At 43.7% G+C, this 21,960-nt stretch carries 17 protein-coding genes; 5 read left to right on the top strand and 12 right to left on the bottom strand.

From position 1 onward, the window contains the following. Positions 1-112: 112 nt before the first annotated feature. Positions 113-1,402 (bottom strand): aminopeptidase P N-terminal domain-containing protein, encoded by a 1,290-nt coding sequence (locus AAA970_RS04550; protein WP_338236123.1) that lies wholly within the window; start codon positions 1,400-1,402, stop codon positions 113-115. A gap of 115 nt (positions 1,403-1,517) precedes the next feature. On the opposite strand from AAA970_RS04550, the gene AAA970_RS04545 reads away from it, so the two are divergent. Then, positions 1,518-2,999, top strand: a complete 1,482-nt coding sequence (locus AAA970_RS04545) for a S8 family serine peptidase (protein ID WP_338236122.1) — start codon at positions 1,518-1,520, stop codon at positions 2,997-2,999. Here AAA970_RS04545 and AAA970_RS04540 read toward each other — a convergent pair. The 3 genes from AAA970_RS04540 to AAA970_RS04530 are packed head-to-tail and all read right to left on the bottom strand — an operon-like array spanning position 2,990 to position 5,991. Continuing rightward, positions 2,990-4,918, bottom strand: a complete 1,929-nt coding sequence (locus AAA970_RS04540; RefSeq protein ID WP_338236121.1) for a hypothetical protein — start codon at positions 4,916-4,918, stop codon at positions 2,990-2,992. The genes AAA970_RS04545 and AAA970_RS04540 overlap by 10 nt on opposite strands. Continuing rightward, on the bottom strand, positions 4,915-5,706 hold the full coding sequence (locus AAA970_RS04535; RefSeq protein ID WP_338236120.1) for a hypothetical protein: 792 nt from the start codon (positions 5,704-5,706) through the stop codon (positions 4,915-4,917). Before AAA970_RS04535 ends, AAA970_RS04540 begins: the two co-directional genes overlap by 4 nt. A gap of 51 nt (positions 5,707-5,757) precedes the next feature. After that, on the bottom strand, positions 5,758-5,991 hold the full coding sequence (locus AAA970_RS04530) for a hypothetical protein (RefSeq protein ID WP_338236119.1): 234 nt from the start codon (positions 5,989-5,991) through the stop codon (positions 5,758-5,760). 131 nt (positions 5,992-6,122) lie between these two features. On the opposite strand from AAA970_RS04530, the gene AAA970_RS04525 reads away from it, so the two are divergent. Next, positions 6,123-6,749 (top strand): toxin-antitoxin system YwqK family antitoxin, encoded by a 627-nt coding sequence (locus AAA970_RS04525; RefSeq protein WP_338236118.1) that lies wholly within the window; start codon positions 6,123-6,125, stop codon positions 6,747-6,749. A 140-nt stretch (positions 6,750-6,889) separates the two neighbouring features. On the opposite strand, the gene AAA970_RS04520 is transcribed toward AAA970_RS04525, so the two are convergent. From AAA970_RS04520 to nadE, 4 genes are all read right to left on the bottom strand, one after another. Continuing rightward, positions 6,890-9,118, bottom strand: coding sequence for a S46 family peptidase (locus tag AAA970_RS04520; RefSeq protein WP_338236117.1), 2,229 nt, complete (start codon positions 9,116-9,118; stop codon positions 6,890-6,892). Between the two features lie 115 nt (positions 9,119-9,233). After that, a complete protein-coding gene (locus tag AAA970_RS04515) occupies positions 9,234-10,634 on the bottom strand; it encodes a BamA/TamA family outer membrane protein (protein ID WP_338236116.1) in 1,401 nt (466 codons plus the stop codon). 73 nt (positions 10,635-10,707) lie between these two features. Next, positions 10,708-11,826, bottom strand: coding sequence for a prolipoprotein diacylglyceryl transferase (gene lgt, locus AAA970_RS04510; RefSeq protein ID WP_060685721.1), 1,119 nt, complete (start codon positions 11,824-11,826; stop codon positions 10,708-10,710). A gap of 306 nt (positions 11,827-12,132) precedes the next feature. Then, complete coding sequence (nadE, locus tag AAA970_RS04505; protein ID WP_338236115.1) at positions 12,133-14,010, bottom strand: NAD(+) synthase; 1,878 nt, start codon at positions 14,008-14,010, stop codon at positions 12,133-12,135. Between the two features lie 559 nt (positions 14,011-14,569). Here nadE and AAA970_RS04500 point away from each other — a divergent pair. Together AAA970_RS04500 and AAA970_RS04495 are read left to right on the top strand one after the other, a co-directional pair. Continuing rightward, on the top strand, positions 14,570-15,016 hold the full coding sequence (locus tag AAA970_RS04500; protein ID WP_338236114.1) for a radical SAM-associated putative lipoprotein: 447 nt from the start codon (positions 14,570-14,572) through the stop codon (positions 15,014-15,016). Beyond that, positions 15,013-16,110 carry a TIGR04133 family radical SAM/SPASM protein gene (locus AAA970_RS04495; protein ID WP_338236113.1) on the top strand — a complete coding sequence of 366 codons (1,098 nt, stop codon included), beginning with the start codon at positions 15,013-15,015 and terminating at the stop codon, positions 16,108-16,110. Before AAA970_RS04500 ends, AAA970_RS04495 begins: the two co-directional genes overlap by 4 nt. 61 nt (positions 16,111-16,171) lie before the next feature. Here AAA970_RS04495 and dapA read toward each other — a convergent pair whose 3' ends face one another. The 4 genes from dapA to AAA970_RS04475 all read right to left on the bottom strand — a co-directional run bounded on the left by dapA (position 16,172) and on the right by AAA970_RS04475 (position 21,166). Continuing rightward, on the bottom strand, positions 16,172-17,062 hold the full coding sequence (gene dapA, locus AAA970_RS04490) for a 4-hydroxy-tetrahydrodipicolinate synthase (RefSeq protein WP_053404195.1): 891 nt from the start codon (positions 17,060-17,062) through the stop codon (positions 16,172-16,174). Positions 17,063-17,068: 6 nt separating this feature from the next. Continuing rightward, positions 17,069-17,590 carry a DUF6913 domain-containing protein gene (locus AAA970_RS04485; RefSeq protein ID WP_338236112.1) on the bottom strand — a complete coding sequence of 174 codons (522 nt, stop codon included), beginning with the start codon at positions 17,588-17,590 and terminating at the stop codon, positions 17,069-17,071. Positions 17,591-17,593: 3 nt separating this feature from the next. After that, a complete protein-coding gene (ligA, locus tag AAA970_RS04480; RefSeq protein WP_338236111.1) occupies positions 17,594-19,591 on the bottom strand; it encodes an NAD-dependent DNA ligase LigA in 1,998 nt (665 codons plus the stop codon). 243 nt (positions 19,592-19,834) lie between these two features. Next, positions 19,835-21,166 (bottom strand): saccharopine dehydrogenase family protein, encoded by a 1,332-nt coding sequence (locus tag AAA970_RS04475; RefSeq protein WP_338236110.1) that lies wholly within the window; start codon positions 21,164-21,166, stop codon positions 19,835-19,837. Between the two features lie 93 nt (positions 21,167-21,259). Here AAA970_RS04475 and cdd point away from each other — a divergent pair, with 93 nt between their 5' ends. Continuing rightward, positions 21,260-21,742, top strand: a complete 483-nt coding sequence (gene cdd, locus AAA970_RS04470) for a cytidine deaminase (protein ID WP_053404192.1) — start codon at positions 21,260-21,262, stop codon at positions 21,740-21,742. Positions 21,743-21,960 lie beyond the last annotated feature (218 nt).

Genomic DNA, 21,960 nt, shown 5'->3' with positions numbered 1-21,960 from the left:
GGTTTTACCTCTATTAACTTTCCATCGGCATCAGAAGATGAATTTATTTTACCTGAATAAATAAAAAGCCTCCCTGCTAGACAAGGAGGCTTTTTTTATGATCAATATGCGCTTAGGCATTCATCAAACTTTCAATTTCCTCAGCCTCAATAGGTATCTGTCGCATCAAGTCCAGATTACCACCCACTTTCACAACAAAATCATTCTCCAGGCGCACGCCCATATTTTCTTCCGGAATATAAATTCCCGGCTCAATGGTAAAGACCATATTTTCGGCAATTTCCCGATTGACCTTTCCATAATCATGCACATCTAAGCCCAAATGGTGGGAGGTTCCGTGCATGAAATACTTTTTGTAGGCTGGCCAGGCGGGATCCTGATTTTTGATATCGGTCTTATCAATCAAACCTAAGGCTAACAATTCCGACTCCATCATTTTCCCTACTTCTTTATGGTAAGCAGGAATGTTAGTGCCCGGCTGTAGGATTTCATTTGCCCCTTTAAATACGCGCAATACCGCATCATAAACCGCACGCTGACGGTCAGAAAATCTGCCATTTACCGGAATGGTACGGGTCATGTCCGAAGCATAATTCCCATACTCAGCACCAATATCCATCAATAACAAATCCCCGTCCTTACACTCGCGGTTATTTTCCAAATAATGCAAAACGCAGGCGTTAAAACCGGAAGCGATGATGGGTTCATAAGCGAAACCAGCGGAACGATTCTTTACAAATTCGTGGATCAGCTCGGCCTCCACCTCATATTCCATTACTCCCGGCTGCACAAAACGCAACAGACGTCGGAATCCTTTATTGGTAATTTCACAAGCATGAGCGATCAAATCAATTTCTTGCTGTGATTTCACCGCTCTGAGGTGATGCAACAAAGGCTGCGCACGCTCATATTGATGTAAAGGGTAACGCTCCTTGCAATCTTTAATAAAACGGGCATCACGGGTCTGCACCACGACCTCGGCTCTCCAATGCTCATTAGTATTCAGATAGACATGGTCTACCTCTGCCATCATCATCTGGAAAATGGTCTCGAAATCGTCCAACCACTTCACCTGTTGAATTCCGGAGGCTTTGGTCGCCTCTTCTTTCGTATATTTATGTCCTTCCCAAATGGCGATATGCTCATTCGTTTCTCTCAAGAAAAGGACTTCACGCCACTCTTCATTGATGGCATCCGGATACACCACCAGGATGGTTTGCTCCTGATCAATGCCCGACAAATAAAAAAGATCGGATTGTTGCTTAAACTTCATAGTGCCATCCGCCGAGGTAGGCATGATGTCCGCAGCATTAAAAACAGCCAGAGAGTTAGGCTTCATCATCTTCGCCAGACGCTTTCTGTTCGCCACAAATAACGAAGATTCGATAGTTTCGTATTTCATATTAAGTTTCCGGATTCAATAATTAATAAGCGCTTCAATTTACCAAAAAATTCAACGGTTAAATAATATTTGCTTAATTTGCCTTCCGGCCATAAAAAAGAGCCCACTTTTCAGCATGCGACTTTTTTCTTTTTTTCTTTTTCTATTATTTACAATTCCTTGTCAGGCTCAGGAACTCAAATACTGGGTCTTTTTTCAGGATAAAAACTTCTCCTTTCAAGACTCCACCTCCTACCTGGACCACCCCCTTTCTGAGCAGTATTTACAGGCGCTAAAAAAATGGGAAGTACAGGAAATTTGTCGATCCAAGTGGCTCAATGGTATTACCGCAATTTTGGATTCCAGTCAAATCTCTTCCTTGCAGCAAGAGGACTTTATCAAAGAAATTGTGCCGGTCAGCCCCGGAATAGTCATCGCCTCCGGTGAGCGGAATCTAGCCCGGGAAAAGGCTCAATATGCCTTTAATCAAATGGAAGGACAAGCTTTTACCGATAAAGGTTTGGATGGACGGGGCGTAAAGATAGGCCTGATTGATGCCGGCTATATTGACGCCAATGTTAAGCCCAGCCTGAAACATGTATTTGACAACAATCAGGTCATAATGGGTCGGGACTTTATCAATAAATGGAAAAAAGACTTGTACCAATCCCCTGAAACCTTCCAGGACTGGCACGGCACGGAGGTTTTTGAATGCACCGCAGGCATTTTTGAAAAAGGAAGTCAGCCAAAAGGTTTTGCGCCCGGAGCTGATTATTATCTGGCGCGTACCGACCATGGAGACCGGGAATTCCGGGGAGAGGAAGATTACTGGATTGCCGCATTGGAATGGATGGATAGTCTGGGAGTGAAACTGGTTAACTCCTCCTTAGGCTATGCCAGAGGCTACGACCGGGCGGAGGAAAATTATCGCCCCAGCGATATGGATGGAAAAACGACCATTATTTCTCGGGCGGCCGAAATTGCGGCGAATCAAAAAGGGATGTTTTTGGTTATTTCGGCCGGAAATGAGGGGAATGAATTAGACTGGAGAGTAGTCTCTGCCCCGGCAGATGCCCGTAGTGTTTTTAGCGTAGGCGCCAGTCATTATAACCTTCCCCGCAAATATGAATATTCTGCTCAGGGACCAAAAATACTGCCCTATATCAAGCCTGACGTTGTTTGTTATGCCTCCTCGGGCACTTCCTTTTCAGCTCCAATTATCACCGGACTAGTCGCCTGCATCATGCAGTATCAACCGGATTTGAGTCATGAGGAGATCAAAAACATCATAAAAGCTTCGGCCAATCTGTACAAGGCCCCTAATAACTATGTAGGGGTTGGCATTCCCAATTGCCGAAGAATTTTAGCATTATGTCAGGGAGAGCAGGCTGAATTTCCTTTTGAATCACTGGGAGCCAATGGAGATTTGGCTAAGGTCCCCACTATTGCGGAGGAAGTGTTGATTTTTCATAAATCAGATGATCGGATAGTAGAACAGCAAGTGATAAAAAAAGGTAAGAAGAAAGGCATTTCGCTCAAGAGGCCCAAAGGCATCAAAAGGAGCACCATTGTTACTAAAGAAAAAGTTATTGAATTAATTTGGCTTTCCTACCAGTGAATCATGGCCTGAAGTCGCCATTGCCATCGGTTTAACCCCAATTGCTCCTCCACCTTTTCCAAAGGATAGTGTTCCCACACCTGATGTAACCAAAAAGTAAAATTAGGATGGGGCACCCACTGTACCATGCCAACAGTTCTGAATCCGCTCCGGTAAAATACCGGACTTGAAAACTGAAACCTTACATTTTGCTCATACACATACTGGCGGCTATTCCAATCTTCAATATCAAAAATTGCCAGGCGACCAAAAAACCGCCATTTCTCCAAGCGATACTTAACATCCTGCACCCATAAAATGCCCCATTCCTGACCAGCATTAGAGCAATGCAGCCTGCTTTGAGTAGACCACTTTTCATTCCAGCTTGCATTATGGATCACGGCCATATTCAACTTTTTCACTTCCTGCAACGACAAATATCGCACATCCTCCTCCCTTAAATCCTGTGCTTTGGATTCCATTTTAAACCTAAAACTCCATTGTTGCTGCCGATTGGGTCGATAGCTTAGTCCCGCCAAATGCTCATAACCCTTAAAGCTTTTTGAAATGCGGTATTGCCCCGCACGAATAAAAAACTGATCAAAGTAAAAATCTAACCGCCACTTATCCGTAAGGTAAAGCCGATTAGCCCAATACAGCCCTTGCTCGCCCCTTCTGGCACCTGTCTCTGAAAAGCCCTGCCCTGTTCCTTCTTGATAGGAGGAACCATAATGCCGATAATAAAGTCCTGTTCTATACCTTTTACTCAGGGCGGCCATCCACAGGGCGTTCAGCCCAAGCCCATCTAAGCTATTCATGGAAGAAGCGATGGCCATTCGGTGAATTCCCCTGGTATAATCCGCATAGCCCCCAAAAACCACCTGATGCCCTCCTACCATCCTTCCGCTTTCCCGCAGCTGATAGGGCAGCTTCCACAAACCATTGGCTCCGGCATACAAACCATTTTCTTTATTCGCATAGGTGTATAGTATACCGGCATTGCGATCAAGCACATTATGCCGCCACAGCAATTCTGCCTCATTACGATGATATCCGCTTGCATAGGCCGTAGAGATTTGGCCATTCTCCAGTCGAAAGTCCTGATATCGTTGAGAGTAAAAAGCCTTCCACTGATGTGGGCCCTTCCGCTGTGACAGGGCAAACCCTCGAAAAAACTGAGCAGAAAAACTGCCCGAAATAGCCTTCAACCTAGTATTCATTCGGTTGAAGGCCAATAAAGGATCTGTCCCCTTGCCTGAGAAAAATCCCTGATGGTAAACCAGCCCCAGACCAGCTTGCAATTGAAAATCCCCTACAATCAGTTGCCCTGAACCCCATGCATACTTCAAATAACCACTGTAAAAATCGGCCCCATACTGATTACTCCGGGGATTAAATACCCAGGCCTCCCCAGCTTGTAATCGAGCGTTAAATCCCATTTGGACCCGACCACGACTTTCTCTAAACCTCAAATTACGCCAGGCATTGGTTCCCAAATAATCTTCCTGTTGAGCAGATGGCCATAAAAACGCCCGATGAAAGCCCAACAACAGGTACTGTTGCCTTCTCCCTTTGGGCTTCGATTTTTTACGAAAACTAAAATCCAAAAAAGGGGCCGTGAGCTTCGCAAGGGATTGGTCCCAGCCTTGTAGATATTGAAGTTCATAAGGTTCAAAAACCGGTGAAAAATGTTCCAGATAATTCGCCAAGGCCCTTTGCTGAAAATCATCTAACCAAAACAATCCTGATAAATCTACCGGCTGCTGATTCACCATCAAGGGCTCATGAAGTAAAGCCTCCAAGTCCATTTCCAATCGGTCCACATCCATGGCTTGAACCTCCTGCTGTTGCAAATGATTCAAAACGGCAGCGATGGGACCCAACTGCGCTCGGGACCAATGGCTGATAATGCAAAAACCGATGATAAACCAATACCTCATTGCCCGAAGAAATAATGCAGGTTTAACTGATGGCTAAAACCCAGAGGGTATTGCAAGGCACCCAAATATTGTAAAGCAAAAGCTGCCTTTTCCCAGCCGAATCCAAAACATTGGGATAAGTGCATCAGCTCTACTTCTCCCACTACATAAAATTTGGGCTTAAAAAAATATTGAAAGGAGGTGGTGAGCAGAGATCCCGTAAAATAGTCCTGCTGCCACTGCAAATAAACCCTCAAATCCGAGGAAAGCTCATATTGTATACCTAATCTGCTTTTTAAAGCTGCCGGCAATGCGACAACTTCAGCTGGTGATGGTTTTTGGATTTCCTGAACATCAAATCCAATAATCAGTTCGGTTATCGGTTGCCATTGCATCCCTAAATCCACTGCAAACTGCCTGCCCTCAATTTTGTAAGCGCTTTGGACATAAGTATAGGCAAATCGTAATCCGAGCTTAAACTGCCCCAAATGGTGAGCCCAAGCCAAGGATGCCCCTCGCTCAGACAGCAGTTGATCTCCAAAATAGGAATAGGCAAATTGGGTATTTCCAAAGCGGGAAGGCATGCCCAGGAGAATCCCTGTTCGGGGTAAATTAAACTTACCGTAAAATAGCTGATGCTGAAGTAATAAATGAAAATGATCTGGCCTGGAAGTAGCGGAGGCCGGATTAGCATCAATAGTCCTCATCTCAGGATCCGATACCTGATTAAATAAAGTCCCCTGACCCATGGAGGGGGTCAGCGACAAGCCAAGGAGGAAAAAAAGCAGGGTGGGAAAAAAATGAGTCATAGGCAGGTAGACCTATGACTCATTTAGGTATTTTATGTTCAGCGCAATGTCTTAATGCGCAATCGCTCCTTGTGTATATTCGAAGTAATTCCCGATTTTTGAGAGGTAATTCTCTAATTTTTCAGGACTTTCTGACGTCCAGTCAATGATATCTATCGCTTCAGGCTCCGTCATCGCCAGACGATCTTTCGCATGACGAAGATTAAGACCCTCAACCCAAACTGTCCGAACCTCACGTTCCACTTTGAAAGAGAGGTAAAACTTATGTAATCTCCTGTGATGCATAATTTACTAAAATTAGACTTAATGTAATAATTGGCTAATTTGTAAGCATGAATTCGATCGCTTCTTGATTCCAACCAAGTGGTAGCTCAATAATACGAAGATTTTAAAGACTAAATTTGATTAAGTAAGAAATGAACCTCATTTACAATGCTTTACGATACTTTCTACTATTTTTTACGCTATTTTGTTTTGAAGCACATTCACAAAATAACATCGAAAATACTCCCTCTACAGGAGAAGGAAAGCGGAACGATAATGGACAAAAGGAGGGTGAATGGCGGTATAAGTTCCCAAATGGTCAGCTTAGTGCAATTGAAAATTATAAAGATGGTCAGCTAGATGGTAGTCTGATCACCTATTACCCCAATGGGCAGGTAGCAGGAAGAGAAATATGGAAAAATGGCTTATTAGAGGGAGAAAGCGTCTATTATTATGAAAATGGAAAGCTTGAAAAGCAAGGGAAATACCAAGGTGGATTTTATGAAGGAAAATGGATTTTTTATCACAATAATAATTCTATAAAACGGGAAGGGAATTATACTTTTGGAATACCGGAAGGCTTATGGATTTTCTATTCCGAGAAAGGAAAAAAAATTGAAAAAGGGGAATTTTTGGAAGGAAAACGTGAAGGAGAGTGGATTTATTACAAACGTAATGGAAAGCCAGAATTTGTCGGTTTTTATCATATAGATCAAGATACCGCTTGGTACTCTATTGATAAAAAGGGCCGTAGGCGGCGCATGGAGGAAAAGGAATAAGATCTTGTTAGAATTTTGGCATTGAACGCAAAATATTTCACGAATTAGGAATTATCTAAAGAACCTTACGCCCCAAAAAAAAGGGAATCCCCCCAAAGCGGAGAGATTCCTTTTATGTTGACGAACCAATTTGGCCTAAATTAAGCCTTTTTTGATTTCTTTTTCTTTTTCTTCTTACCTGCAGGCTTCACTTCTTTGGGTGTTTTCACCAAAGTCATTTCCTCTACCAGGTGGCCGGCGCCTGCAAATTTATCGATGATAAACAAAGTATACCGTACATCTACAGAAATTGTGCGTTGTACGTTAGGTTCAAAGGCGATATCGCCACTCATCGCTTCCCAGTTGCCATCAAAAGCAGTACCGATTAGCTCTCCTTTGCCATTGATTACCGGAGAACCTGAGTTACCCCCTGTAATATCATTATTGGACAAGAAACAAGTCACCAATTCTCCTTTTTCATTGGCATACTGCCCGTAATCTTTTGCTTCCCAAAGCGCCTTCAGCTTCGCAGGAACCACAAACTCCGGATTTGTTGGATCTTCCTTTTCCATTACCCCATCCAAGGTGGTATAAAGGTCATAATGCACCGCATCTGCCGGATCATAGCTTAATGCCTGTCCATAGGTCACACGCATCGTAGAGTTGGCGTCAGGATAGAATGCACGCTCTGGCAACATTTCCATCATTCCTTTCAAATACATGCGCTCACTACGGTTAATAGCAGCTGCTGCCTCTCCTACCAAAGCACGAACTTTTCCACTATTGGCCATGAAAGCATCTGCTACCAACATCCCCGGATCGTTTTCCAACACTTCCGCTTTTGGATCTGCCAGAAATGCTTCTAAACGCTCCTGATTTACAAAAACAGACTTTTCAAAAATATAATTCACCAATGCGTCGAAATCAGCGGAAGTCTTTTCACCTTCTTCGGTCAATGCCACATTATTGGCTGCTTCAAATACCTTTGGACGGTAAGCAGAATCCACTTCATTATAGTACATTTCAATCAATGCACGGAATACTTTTTGATCCACCGCCGGGCTATAATCTTTGAAGTGCTCCTTCACCGGCTCCTCCATAGATTTGCTGAAATCCACCAAGGCTTCTGATTTTTCTTCCTCGCCCATCATGCCTTTCATCGCCTCAAAGTTGCGGGTGAAGTAGATAAACTCGGTCAGGTAAGGCACAAAGATAGAATACTGTACCGGCGCAGAATAATCCGTCATGGTGGCAAAGCCACTTTCCAAATCATTCAAAGTCGCACCGAATTCTTCTTTTCGGTTACTGTCCGCGGCAACCCAATTGGCAAAATCACCTTCCTCTTTTTGTTTTTTCTCATAAACATGAAGACGCTTCAAGCCTTTGGTCTGCCCAATCAAGTATTTCCAGTAGTTTGCGGTAGAAGCATATTTAGAAGCATACTGAATACGGATTTTATCATCAGCATTCATATCTTTTTTCAACAACTCCAATTTGGTTTGCATCAATTTGATACGCAAAGCGTAGGACACATCCAGGGCTTCTTTCACGCCATAAGAAGACAAATAACGCTTCGTGCTGCCCGGGAATCCCATAATCATAGCAAAATCACCTTCCTGAACACCGTCCATAGAAACCGGCAAATAATGCTTAGGTTGGAATGGCACATTCTCTTCTGCATAAGGCGCTGGCTTACCATCCGGTGACATATAGATACGGAATAAAGAGAAATCACCCGTATGACGAGGCCACATCCAGTTATCGGTATCCCCACCATATTTACCGATAGAAGATGGAGGAGTCCCCACTAAACGCACATCGCGGTAAGTTTCGTAAACAAACATATAGTAGGCATTGCCTTTGAACAATGGCTTCACTTCCGCCGTGTATTCATTGCCCTCTTCCGCCGCTTTAGAAATTTCTTTCATCGCTTTGCCAATGGCCTGGCTACGCTCTTCATCCGTCATTTCAGCCGTTGCAGCCCCTTTCACCTGCTCTGTCACATCTTCCATGCGTACCAAAAAGCGAACGAATAATTTGGGGTTAGGCAATTCTTCTGATTTGTTCATGGCCCAGAAGCCATCCGTCAGGTAATCATGCTCTACCGTGGAGTGATCCTGTATGGCACCGTATCCACAGTGGTGGTTGGTCAATAACAATCCTTCCTTGGAAATGACCTCACCGGTACAGAACCCACCAAAAGATACGATGGCATCTTTCAAACTGGCCTGGTTCACGCTATAAATTTCTTCAGGAGTCAACTTCAAGCCTTCCTTCTGCATATCCTCATAATTAAGGCGCTTGATTAGCATAGGCAGCCACATCCCTTCATCTGCCAAAGCAGGGAAGCTCATTGCGACCATCAATACGGCAACTAGTATCCGTTTCATCGTTATATATTTTGGTTTATGTATGAATTTTACATGAATTTACTTCAAAGAAATCAATTATTCTTCAAATCAGGAAAGTGCTCTTTACCAGTGGTGAAATTTTGTTAATAATGGTTTAAATGGCCGATAAAAAGGCAAAGCCAAAATTAGTTTGCTGCATGGAGTTATAGGAAACTTCCAGACGAAAGACAAAGTCATAGGCGGCCACCATATCCAGCCCAAGGCCGAAAGAGTAAATAATCTCATCAGTCAAGCTACTATTCTGCTGATACTGAGGATAATTCTTCACATATCCATAATCGCCAAAAAATTTCAGATAAAAGGCATATGGCAAACCGTTAAACTGACTCATCTGGGTGATGGGGTAAAAATCATACGTACCTGCCAATAACCGTTTCTTAAAATCCCATTTGTTTAGAAAATAGTGCTGCCCCTCAATCACATTGAGCTCATAGCCCCGAATATCATAGGGACGAAAACCCAGGCCATTTAAATGAGTATAGGGCTGATTCTCCGCGGGAAAAGACAGACTTGCTGCCGCTAAAGTGGAGATATAGAACTGTTTGGGTAATTTCCAGTATTTGGAATACCTTCCCAGGAATTCCCACTGATCCACATCCCCGAAAATGCCCAATCCGTTTTTCTGCACATTAAAATAGAAAAAGTCTCCTTCGGTGGCATAATTTTGAAAATCACGATGATCCACCCGCAGGGTATAGTATAAACCAAACACCCTTTGATCCTTCCGATCATTGGCAAAATAGTGCGGATTCTCCTGCAAAATGGTATCTGCCGCCCATCGGTGGTTATAATTTACGCCCATTTCATGGCGAACATAAAAACCATTTCGCACCGTAAACATCCAGTCTACCTCATACCATTCCTGAATGGGGGTTTGTGCATCCAGAAATACCCGTTTATGGTCTTCTGTTTTAACCGGTAAATTTTGATTCAGACGGTAGTTGAACTTTAATTTAGTCCCCAGATTCTGCTTTTCATTCAAATAAGGAATCTTATAATAAATGCCGAACCTACGGGTATAGCCCAATTGTGCCACCATTCCCAATTCCTCTCCCCGACCTCTGATATTTTCCTGCCGAAACTGAATACCATAGTTCAACCGACTGACATCAGCACCATGGTTTTCTACCCAGTCATTTAAGTTTCGGTCCGCCAATGAAAATACCGGCAATGGCCAGGTATACCAACGTTCTTTCACCCTCACCACTACATTTACTGAGGAGGCATTTCCCTCCAGCACCTCCACTTTGGTGGTGATGAAAAGAGAGGTATTCATCAATTTGTCTTCATTTTGCTTCAGGTTGTTTATCAGCCATTGATAATTGACCTCCTGCCCTTCCGCAAAATCCAATTCCCTTAAAATGATTTCTGCCTGCGTTTTGCGATTCCCCAAAATCAGTATGCGGCCCACCCGCACCACTTTATCCTCCTGCGCAAGCACGATCAGAGGAAGCCCGGTAAAGCATAAAATGAAAAAGAATAACCTACTTTTCAAGAGTTAATGTTTTGCGTACAAAAAAGCGGACTGATGAAATTCACCAGTCCGCAATATCATAAAATCGGAGCGATTATTCTCCTGGTAACCTCAATCCTTTTTTCTTATTGGCCAAGAGCCAAATCGCTAATCCCATCAAAATAAAGGGCACTGACAACCACTGTCCCATATTCAAAGGCAGCGTATCCTCAAATGGCACCTGATTCTCTTTGAAAAATTCGTAAATGAATCGCAGGGAAAACAAAATGGTAAGGAAAATACCCAAAATCTGCCCGTTGGGGATATTGACATTGCGCTTCTTCCAATAGAAGAATAGGCCAAAGAATAGTAATAAGGAAGAAATTCCCTCATATTCCTGACCGGCATGGCGTGGAATACCCAATACCTTCACATCAGCAGTCCAAAGGCCTCCTTCTTGTTTCAGTCGGTATTGCATTGGTGCTGCAGGATCCTGATACATGTGCTCCGCTACATAATCGTATTTGGTCAGCATGTACTTGAGGTCTTTTTCCGTAAACTTACGCACCGCCTGCTCATCCAGCCCTTTGGCAAAGGTAATATGCATATCGACCGGCACTTTATCCTGAGGTGCTGCCGCCATTTCCTCCGAACTTCCTTTAGAAAAGCTCACCTCCTCTATGCCCTGATATCTCTCCAAAGCACGCTGTGGATCATGAGCAAATACGACACCCTGCTGGGAATCTGTGGGCAAACCAATGATTTCAGAGTTCATCAAATTACCTGTGCGAATACAAAAGGCCCCGATTCCTACTACTAAAGCGATGCGGTCAATCACCCAGAAAAATGGCTGATCCTTTCGCTTGCGGGCATAGATCCAGATAGCTACCAAAATACCGATCGTAGCCCCGTGAGAAGCCAGTCCACCTTCCCAGATCATGAATATTTTCCAGGGCTGTGGCAGATAATTTTGCGGCTCATAGAAAAGCACATGTCCCAGGCGGGCACCGATAATGGTTCCTAAAACGGCATGTACGGTCAGGGATTCAATATCTTTAAGCGGACGTTTCTCCATCTTAAAAATGTAAATCATTACCTGCTGCATTACCACAAAGCCTAAAGCAAATAATAATCCGTACCAGCGAATATGCCCTAAAACCGGCACATCAGATAATCCTGGAAAAATTTCCGGTGAGGGATACCATAAGATGTAGCCCATCAAATTTGATAACATATAAAAAAGCGTTAAGTATTATTCAAAAATAATAATCGTAAAAGACTTCGATTCGGTAAAAGTAAAAAACAATGGCAACTATTCCACTTTAAGCCGAATTATTCATGCTTCAATCCTTACTTAGCTGCAAGTCGGAAAAAATGAAGAGATCGTCTTTTAATACAAGTTTTTTCCAAAGAAGCAGAGGAATCAGGAGCAAACAAACTTGCCCCCATCCGGCCTACTACAAAATCAGGAAATCACCAAAAAACACTGATATTTAGGGCTTTTGCGCGATCCCCTAATTCTAGCGGAGAATAATTTGCCTTAAGGTAAATTTTCCAACGCTTTAAGCTCCTGTTGGAAACTTCCTGAGATAATGGGAAATCTGCACCAGGTACGCGAGTCTACATTAAAATCATCCAAATGAAAGGAGGGAGCAATCCGCTCTCTTTTCCACTGATTACGAGACCATAAACGAAAGAATTTAGTAATATGCAGCTTCAGCAAATCTGCCGGCTCCAATGCTTCTTCAGATAATTCCTGATATACCTGCTGTGGCGATTTTCGTTCTTTAATCGCCAAGCGTTCAATGGCTTGTATCACGAAGTAAGGCATCAGATCATCCTCATCAGTCTGCACCCTTTCCAGCGGACGTAATTCCGCAGAAGGATTCAGGTTATTGACATGGTTCAGGGATTGGTAACCCAATGTATCCTCCGCCCATTGCAACCAGTTCAACACGAAATACTTGTCCACGCCGGCAATCGGTGCAATGGAACCGGAGGTATCTCCATCCATAGTCGCATAGCCCACATCTCCTTCGGAGCGATTGGAAGTGGTCAAAAGCAATCCACCGGTCACGTTAGTAAGCATCCAGATGATAGGAGCTCGTGATCTGGCCTGAATATTCTGCAGCGCAATGTCGTCCTGCTCCCAGCTTAACTTTCTCCCCAAAGCTTTCTCCACCTTATCAGTATAGGAGTTCACCTCCTCATCAATCAACCAATGATGAAAGTTGGCGCCAATTTCTTCGGCCAGTGCCTTGGCAGAATTGAAGGTATCATCAGAACTGTTGACCGTACCCTGATAAGCCGTCACCAACACCTCTTTGCCTAAGGCTGTGCGTAAATCGTCTCCCTTTAACTGAGATAATACCGGGAATAAATCTTCCCGATGGATTTTTTCTAAAAAGCGCTTCAGCCCTAACTCCCGCAAACCTCTTTGTACTAATTCTCCTACCAAAACCGCACAGGTAGAAGAGTCCGCTCCTCCACTCAGAGATAGGACGAAACATTTGCTCCATGTTTTGCGCAAATAATCGAACATCGCCAAGGAGGACGCTTTGATGAATTCTGTATTCTTATCCTTAGGATCCGGATTTAATTCCGGCTGCTCGGACTCCCCGTCAAAATTCACTTTGGCGGTAATTAAATCCACATTTTTAAAAGACATGCGGGAAGAACGCTGCAATAATTTCCCCTGCTGGGCAATGAAAATATCCCCATCATAAATCATTCGACCGGCTTCATTCCCTAAAAGGTTAGCATAAATATAAGTGAAACCATACTGCTTGGAAGCCGGCACAATGAGATCTTCCCGAATCAAACTCTTCCCAAAGGCAAAATGACTAGCGGAAGGGTTCAATACGACATCCAATTCCCAACCACGCTCAAAATAGTGCTTCGCCGGACGGTCCTCCACCCAGGCATCTTCGCAGATTTCGAAGCCCACTTTCAGGCCTTGTACCTCGAAGAAATCATCCCCGAAATGATAGTGCCTGCCATTCCATTCAATGGAAGATTGCTTGCCTTCCGGCCAGGCGGTAAACCAACGAGGCTCATAATGCACTCCCTCATTGGCCAGATGCTGCTTGGCATAAAAGCCCACCACTTCTTGCTCATTAATCAGTGCCGCCACATTATAAAGCTTCCCCTTTTTCCACATGGGTAAACCAACACAAACAGCAATACCCTCCGTTTCTGCTGCAATTTCCGGCAAAAAGGACAATGCCTTATCGGCCAGCCAATCGCTCAAAAACCAATCTTCACATCCATAACCTGTGATACAAAGCTCCGGCAAACACAATATTTTCACATTGGCATCCTTAGCTTCCCGAATCGCGCGCTTAATGTTGGCAACATTTTCCTCCCATTGCATTGGAGTCTGATTTAATGCTGCACCAGCAACTATCATTTCTCTCATATTACAAAGTAAACGGACTATTAGGAAAGAGAAAACTTTTCGCTCATGAAATAAAACCACAGGCTGTTACACGCAACAAGTCCTCCAATAGCCAAATGATGCATCAACCGGCTCCACCTAGCCCACCAACAAGCTCATTAATAAACCATTCCAGCCACCCTCACTGCTATTTTAACCCGAATTATTCACCGCTAAAAGTAGAGAATCGGATTAAGTGGTTTATTTTCAACCTTATAAACTAACCCGAATTATTCACCGCCAGATTCAGGAACTTGCTTTAATTAGCTAATTATCAATGTAGTACATTCGTGTCGACTGATTTTTTAATAGCCCAAATTGGGGCTAGCTGGCTGTCTCCTCCTTCATCTGCTTCGTTCGAAAAAGCTTGAAATAGGAAAAATTTCTTCCTTTTTTTCCGCCTAACCACAAAACGAAGATTTTAGGATGAATAATCCGGCTTAAGCATGGGGCATTCAGCCTAAAGATCAATCCACAAGCTGATAATAATCAAATAATTAAGCATGAACGACTCTTATATTTAAAAAAACACCTTTGAAAAATGAAAGCAAAGTCAATTCAACTTTTTAACCGGCTATACTCCTTACTCATTGGCTTACTCGGCTTCAGTATAATGGGATGTGAAAGCAGTACGGTCGCCGAATACGGGACCCCTACTGCCGACTTTAAGTTTAGCGGTAAAATCACTGATGCAGCAACTGGCGAAAGCGTCTCCGGCATTAAGGTAAGCACTAACAATGGTTATGTTTATGTGGAAAATGAGGATAATGGCGATTATGTCATGAATTACCGGGATCTCCCCGCCACGGAAGTATTGCTTCGCTTTGAAGAATTTAACCCCAAGCAAACAGGCCAGTACCAAAAGCTGGACACGCTGATTTCCCTAACCGATGAAGAGTTTAAGAACGGAGATGGAAACTGGTATTTGGGGAAAATAGAGAAAGAAATCAATATTCCGCTTAAGAAAAAGGAGGAAGCTGCTGAATGACCGTCCGCTCACTAGGATTTCGAAAAAAACTGGCATTAAAGGTTTTCCAAAAAATGAAACAAAATGCCAGTCAGATTCACACCCTCAATTACCTGTTTTGGGAATGCACCCTCCGCTGCAATCTGGCCTGTATTCACTGTGGAAGTGATTGTACTAAAAATAGCAAACAGGCAGACATGCCCTCGGCGGATTTCTTTCGGGCTCTGGATCAATTAAAAGGCACCATTAATGCTCACAAAACCATGATTGTGCTTACCGGCGGAGAAGCCCTCATGCGAAAAGACCTGCCTGAAATCGGAAAACAACTTTACCAAAGAGAATTTCCATGGGGAATAGTAACCAATGGCGCACTATTGACTCAAAAAAAACTGGAAAGCCTTCTGAATTCAGGTCTTCGGGCAGTAACCATAAGTCTGGATGGGCTGGAACAGGGACACAACTGGCTGAGGGGCTCCTCCAAAAGCTTTGAAAAGGCGGTGAAGGCCATTGAAATACTGGCCAAAACCGAAGACCTTCTTTATGATGTGGCAACCTGTGTGCACCAAAACAATGTCCATCAGCTGGAAGAACTCAAAGACCTCTTAGTAGCCAAGGGGGTCAAAAAATGGCGAATTTTCACTATTTATCCCATCGGCAGAGCTAAAGACAATGAAGCCTTGCAGCTCTCTCCGGTTCAGTTCAAAGCCTTATTCGATCAGATTGTCCGCTTCAGAGAAGAGGGCCGTATTCAGGTGGAATATGGCTGCGAGGGATTTTTGGGAAGCTATGAGGGGAAAGTACGCGACCAATTCTTTAACTGTAAGGCCGGGGTCAATATTGCCTCCATTCTGGTGGACGGGAGCATTGCTGCCTGCCCGAATCTCAGAGGAAATTTTATTCAGGGCAATATCTATCAGGACAATTTAAAAGAGGTTTGGGAAAATCGCTATCAGGTATTCAGAGACCGAAGCTGGACGAAAAAGGGCATTTGCTCAGATTGTGAATTTCACCGCTATTGCCAGGGAAATGGCATGCACCTGCGCGATGAACAGAGCGGGGAATTATCGATTTGCCACCTGCAAAAAATACAGGAAGGCGAGAGTGCCAAATCATAAAAAAAAGCCCACCCAAAAGGGGCAGGCTCTTGTCAATATTTTTCGCATTAAACCAATAGACTTAATGCTCAACGACTAAAAAAGAGGAATAGGCATTTTTAATTTTTTCCTGCAATGGCGCAGTCGCCGGTAATAATGGCAAACGCACATGGTTTTCACAAATATGCATTTCCTTCAATAATTGCTTCACCCCAACAGGATTGGCTTCCGCATACATCAAAGGGTTAATTTCGGCAATCTGATGGACTGCTTTTCCTGCTTCCTGCATATCATTCGCCAGGGCAGGTTTCACAATAGCCTGCATAGCTTCCGGCAAGGCATTCGCCAAAACAGAGATCACCCCTTTACAACCAACAGAAATCAGCGGCAAAGTCAATAAGTCATCACCTGAGATTAATAAGAAATCTGCAGGAGCCTTACGGGCAATTTCGATAGCATCCCCAATATCACCAGTAGCTTCTTTGGTCCCGATAATATTCGGATGAGCAGCAAGACGCAAGGTAGTCTTCACCTTGATTTTAGAGGCAGTTCTCCCCGGAACATTATATAAAATCACCGGTACCGGAGAAGCATCTGCCACCATTTTATAATGCTGGTAAATTCCCTCCTGAGTAGGTTTATTATAAGCCGGGCTCACACTCAAAATGGCATCAACTCCCTCCAAATCCATTTCCTGAAGTTGCTCCAAAACCACATGGGTATTATTTCCTCCTATACCTAATACAATAGGTAAATTCTTAGGATTATTCGCCTTAATAAAAGCCAATACCTCGTGCTTCTCTTTTTGAGTAAGTGTCACAGACTCACCGGTAGTTCCCTGAACCACCCAATAATCCACACCTCCTTTTGCCGTATGATCTAACAATCGGCCTAGTGCTTCGAAATCTACATTGCCTTGGGCATCAAATGGCGTTACTAAAGCAACACCCGTACCACTAAAATCCCTCATCATCTTTAATTAATGTATGGCTTTCAAATACTGATGAAAAAGCGCGCACATTTGCCTCGGCTTTTCATCATCCCGGAGCACAAACATCAACTCGTATAGTTTGGCCTCTTCTTCAAAATATCGGCCTACCCTCATCACCGCTTTGGATTTCGCCATCACAAATTTAGTAACAGCATCCTTTTCCAGGTCACAATGAATCAGCAGATCATATTTTTTCTTGAGAAAATCTCTTAAAGCATCGGACTTCACCTCTCCTGTAAAGCTGAACTCATCGCCATAAAAAGATGCTATCTTTACGGCATGTTCCTCTTTACGCTTGGGAATGTAGGTGATCAATTCCACCGTTTTACCTTCCCTTTGAAGCTGATCGCAGAATTTTTGGATTTCACCATCTTTACTTTCACTTGTCTGTGTGTAAAATATGGCAACGAATTCCGCATTTTCGAAATTCATCCCTCCACGATCTACCTTACTTTTTGAAATTAAGTTTTTGGTTTTCTGATTTATAAATTTCTCCTTTAAACCAAGCATAGTTTAATTTTCCAACATTTCCTGTAATTGATCCTCCGACAAAATGGAAATCCCCATTTCTCTTGCCTTTTTCGTTTTAGAGGTCTCTTTTTCAGCATTGGACACAAGATAATCTAATTTTTTGGAAAAAGAGGACATTACTTTGCCTCCATTCGCCTTAATCAGATCTTCCAGTACACTTTTCTTGGTGGAAAATTTGCCAGATAGACAAAAACTCTTTCCTCCGAGTCGATCATTTCCTTCAAAAGCAGTCGCTTCAATTTGCATTTTCAGCCCTGCCGCCTGAAGGCGCTCCACAATATCTATATTTTTCGGTTCCCCGAAATATTCAATTACACTTTTTGCAATTCGTTCTCCAATCTCCGGTACTGCAATCAGATCTTCTTCACTTGCAGCCCTTAGGTTGTCCATATTTTCGAAATGATCGGCCAGCTTCTCCGCTACCGTTTGCCCGACATACCGAATACCGATAGCAAACAACACCTGCGGAAATGCCATTGCCTTGGACTGCGCGATACCACTCACCAAATTCTCCGCAGACTTTTCTTTAAAGCCTTCCAGCTCCAGAGCTTGCTCCAGGGTCAGATCATATAAATCCGCCACATTGGTGACCAGCCCTTTTTGGTACAATTGATCGATGGTACGCTCTCCCAAAGAATCAATATTCATGGCCTTGCGTTGAATAAAATGCTCCACCTTCCCCTTAATCTGCGGAGGGCAGCCCATGGTATTCGGGCAATAGTGGTTGGCCTCGCCTTCCAGACGGATCAATTCCGTTCCACATTCCGGACAATGATCAATAAACTTCAGGACTTCATTAGCTCCCTGACGTTTGTCCAATGCCACGCCTGTGATTTTGGGGATAATCTCCCCGCCTTTTTCAACAAACACCCAGTCTCCTTCATGAAGATCCAGGCGCTCAATCTCATTGGCATTATGCAAAGAGGCGCGTTTCACCACGGTTCCCGCCAGGCTCACCGGCTTTAGATTCGCCACCGGTGTGATAGATCCCGTGCGCCCCACCTGATAACTCACCGATTCCAGCTGTGTACAGGCGGCCTCTGCTTTGTATTTATAAGAAATGGCCCAACGTGGAGATTTAGCGGTAAAGCCAAGCTCCTGCTGCTGCGCATAACTATTTACTTTAATCACAATTCCATCTGTTTCCAGTGGCAATTGCTTGCGTTCTTCTTCCCATTTGGCAACAAATGCCAACACCTCATCAATGGTACTACATTTTTGCCAGGTTTGCGAAACATTGAAACCCCATGCTTTAATGGCTTCCAGTGCTTCTGCATGGGTTTCGAAAGGCAAATCCTCCCCCAACACACTGTAGAGGTAACAATCCAGTCTCCTTTTGGCCACCACGGAAGAATCTTGCATCTTCAGCGTACCGGAGGTCGTGTTTCTTGGATTGGCAAAGCGATCTTTCTCGGCCAGGCTGGCATTCAGGTTTTCAAAATCCCGAATGGACATAAAAACCTCTCCTCTGACCTCGAATTGCTCCGGCACCGCCGCATTCAGCTTCAGCGGAAGAGTTCTGATCGTTCGGGCATTGGCCGTAATATTATCACCTTGCGTACCATCTCCCCGAGTAGCGCCCAAAACCAGAGACCCGTTCTCATAGGTCAATGATATGGCCACCCCGTCAAATTTCAACTCACAGATGTATTCCACCTCCTGGCCTTCCAGTCCTTTTCGAACTCTCTGGTCAAAATCCCGCAGGTCTTCTTCGGAATAGGTATTCCCCAAAGAAAGCATGCGATACTTATGCGTAATCGTATCAAACTTTTTGGTAATCGTCCCCCCCACTCTCTGGGTAGGCGAATTAGGATCCGCGAATTGCGGAAATTGCTTTTCAAGCTGATCCAGCTCTGCTAACAATTGGTCAAATTCCAAGTCTGAAATCTCGGATTTGTCCTCCATATAATATTTTTGATTATAGTAATTGACCTGCTCACTAAGCTGATCAATTCTTATCTTTGCGTCCTCTACTGTCATAGCTTATTGCTTGTACAAAAATATCCTTTTTTGCGGCTGATTAAAAACGGCTTGCTTTGGGACATTCTCTTCTTAAAGAAACCTCCCTTTAGGAGAAAACCGCCCTCACATGCAATCAGAGGGCTTTTCATTCATTAGGAGAACCTCCAATTGACCCAAAACAAACGAAAGGAGTTAGAAATTGAACATCTACCCCATTCCTGCGTGAATTTATAACTAATTTTTTTCCCTCCCCAATCCTGCTTAATGAATCAAAGACTTCTCAAAGGTAATCCCATAACCTTTCAGCGCCCTCAGCACGGGTTCATAAACCTCAGCGGAAATCGGACGCTGGATTCCTTTGGTTTTAATTTTCCCATTCAAAACATTAATGGCCACAATTCCCAAAGGAAGGCCAACAGTATCTGCCATCGCGGTTTCGTTGGCATTTTTCCCTTTCACCACCATATGTGTATGGTATTCTGAAAGCTTTCCTTCCAACTCATAAACAAAACGGTGCCACATGACCACCATGTCCTTTTCCTCCGTATTCAGCGTCCATTTCTTTCGGAGAATATGTTCTAAAATTTGAGCCGGACTCCCTTTTTCAAGTCCCACCAGGGCGTCCTCAAATAATCCCAGCCATTTCAATTTATACATGATATCCGAATCCAGACCGATATTCAGGTAATGGGCTAACTTAAGCTCCACGGAATCATCCGGATTATAGGACAGAAAGGAATTAATGAACTGACGGTGCGACATATGTGCAACTCCTTCCATCTGATAGGAATCATCAGTGGCCCCAATTTGCACAAAAACATTCCAGGCCTTGCAATAGCCTACTCTGCGCAAGGTTCCGCGGTAAAGCGTTTGGATGTCCTGCAAGCCATATACCTCCCGGTACTTCAAAGAATCCCGATTGGCATATCCCTCAAAATAACCGTACTGCGGGATGTAGATGATTTCAGTACGATTGAATAACTTATTATAAGGTATATATTTGTACCGCCCCTCTTGTAGAAATTTCACCACGCCCTGCCCGGCCAATACCACATTCCTGGGGTTCCAGGTGAATTTATACTCCCACGGATTCTCCACCTTGCTTGGCGCCAGCAAACCACCCGTAAAGGTCTCAAAGGTATTGACCCTACCACCTTTATTTCGAATCGCATCTAATTCCTGCATAGCGGACATATGGTCAATCCCCGGATCCAACCCACATTCCTTCATCACCAAAATCCCCGCTTCTTCAATCGCCTCCTGATATTGCATAAGCTCCTCGGTCACATATGAGGCGGAAACGAAATCCTTTCGTTGGCGAATGCAGCTCTCCAACACCCGGTGGTGCAGATTGGCCGGCACCATGGAAATGACCAAGCTGGCTTCCCCAACCAACTGATCCAATGCCTCCTCCTCAAAAATATCCAATGCTACTGCTTCCGCTTTACCCCCAAGGGTAATTTTCTCCTGCGCCATCTGCAGGTTTTTATCGGCGATAATAAGGCGAAACTCATCCGCTTTGTTAAATTGACATAAATATGAAATTAAGGCCCTGGTAGATCTACCCGCACCAATGCAAAGAATCGTATTCATAGATTATAGTATTTTGGGTTTTGTCCTATTGTTAATAGCTTTACGGTCCGCTTGACCCTTATAATACTTAAATTTTTCCATTAATTTTAAGACATGCAGAAGGAAAAACAGATTATTGAATATCAAGTATTCAACAGTATTGAAGAACTTCCAACAGAAGAACAAAAACTGGTTGCTGCCGCCCAAAAAGCGACAGAGTCCGCATATGCCCCATATAGCAAATTCCATGTGGGAGCGGCATTATTAATGGAGGATGGACAAATTTTCAGTGGGAATAATCAAGAAAACTCCGCCTATCCATCGGGCTTATGTGCGGAAAGAACCGTCCTTTTCTCCACTTCTGCCAATCACCCTGACCTCAAAATAAAAACAATCATGATCACCGCCATCAAAGCGGGGGAATCCGCCTTTCAGGCAGTCACACCCTGTGGAGCCTGCCGACAAGTGATGTCCGAATATCAGGATAAGCAACAACAGCCATATGCGGTGATTTTGGAGAATGGAAATGGTACATTTATAAAAATCAATAACGTCAGGGATCTTTTACCCTTTACCTTTTCGGGAGATCAGTTGTAATTTCCACCATTACATTACGTCCGAAAAACAGATTGTTAATTAAACTATTCGAATTATATTTTTAACATTATCGAGATTTTATTGAGCTCAGCATATTCTCACTCATTTTTTAGAATACTTTTTAAAAAGTCCTCCTATATTCAGGGGTTGAACAACCTATTTTATAAAGATTAATTACTTACTGGAAGAAAATTGTTTTACCATCCGTTATATAGGAT

Source organism: Persicobacter diffluens (assembly GCF_036244895.1).
GTDB classification, from domain to species: Bacteria; Bacteroidota; Bacteroidia; order Cytophagales; family Cyclobacteriaceae; genus Persicobacter; species Persicobacter diffluens.
The sequence above is the reverse complement of the archived record's forward strand: the minus strand, read 5'-3'. Positions and strand labels throughout refer to the sequence as shown.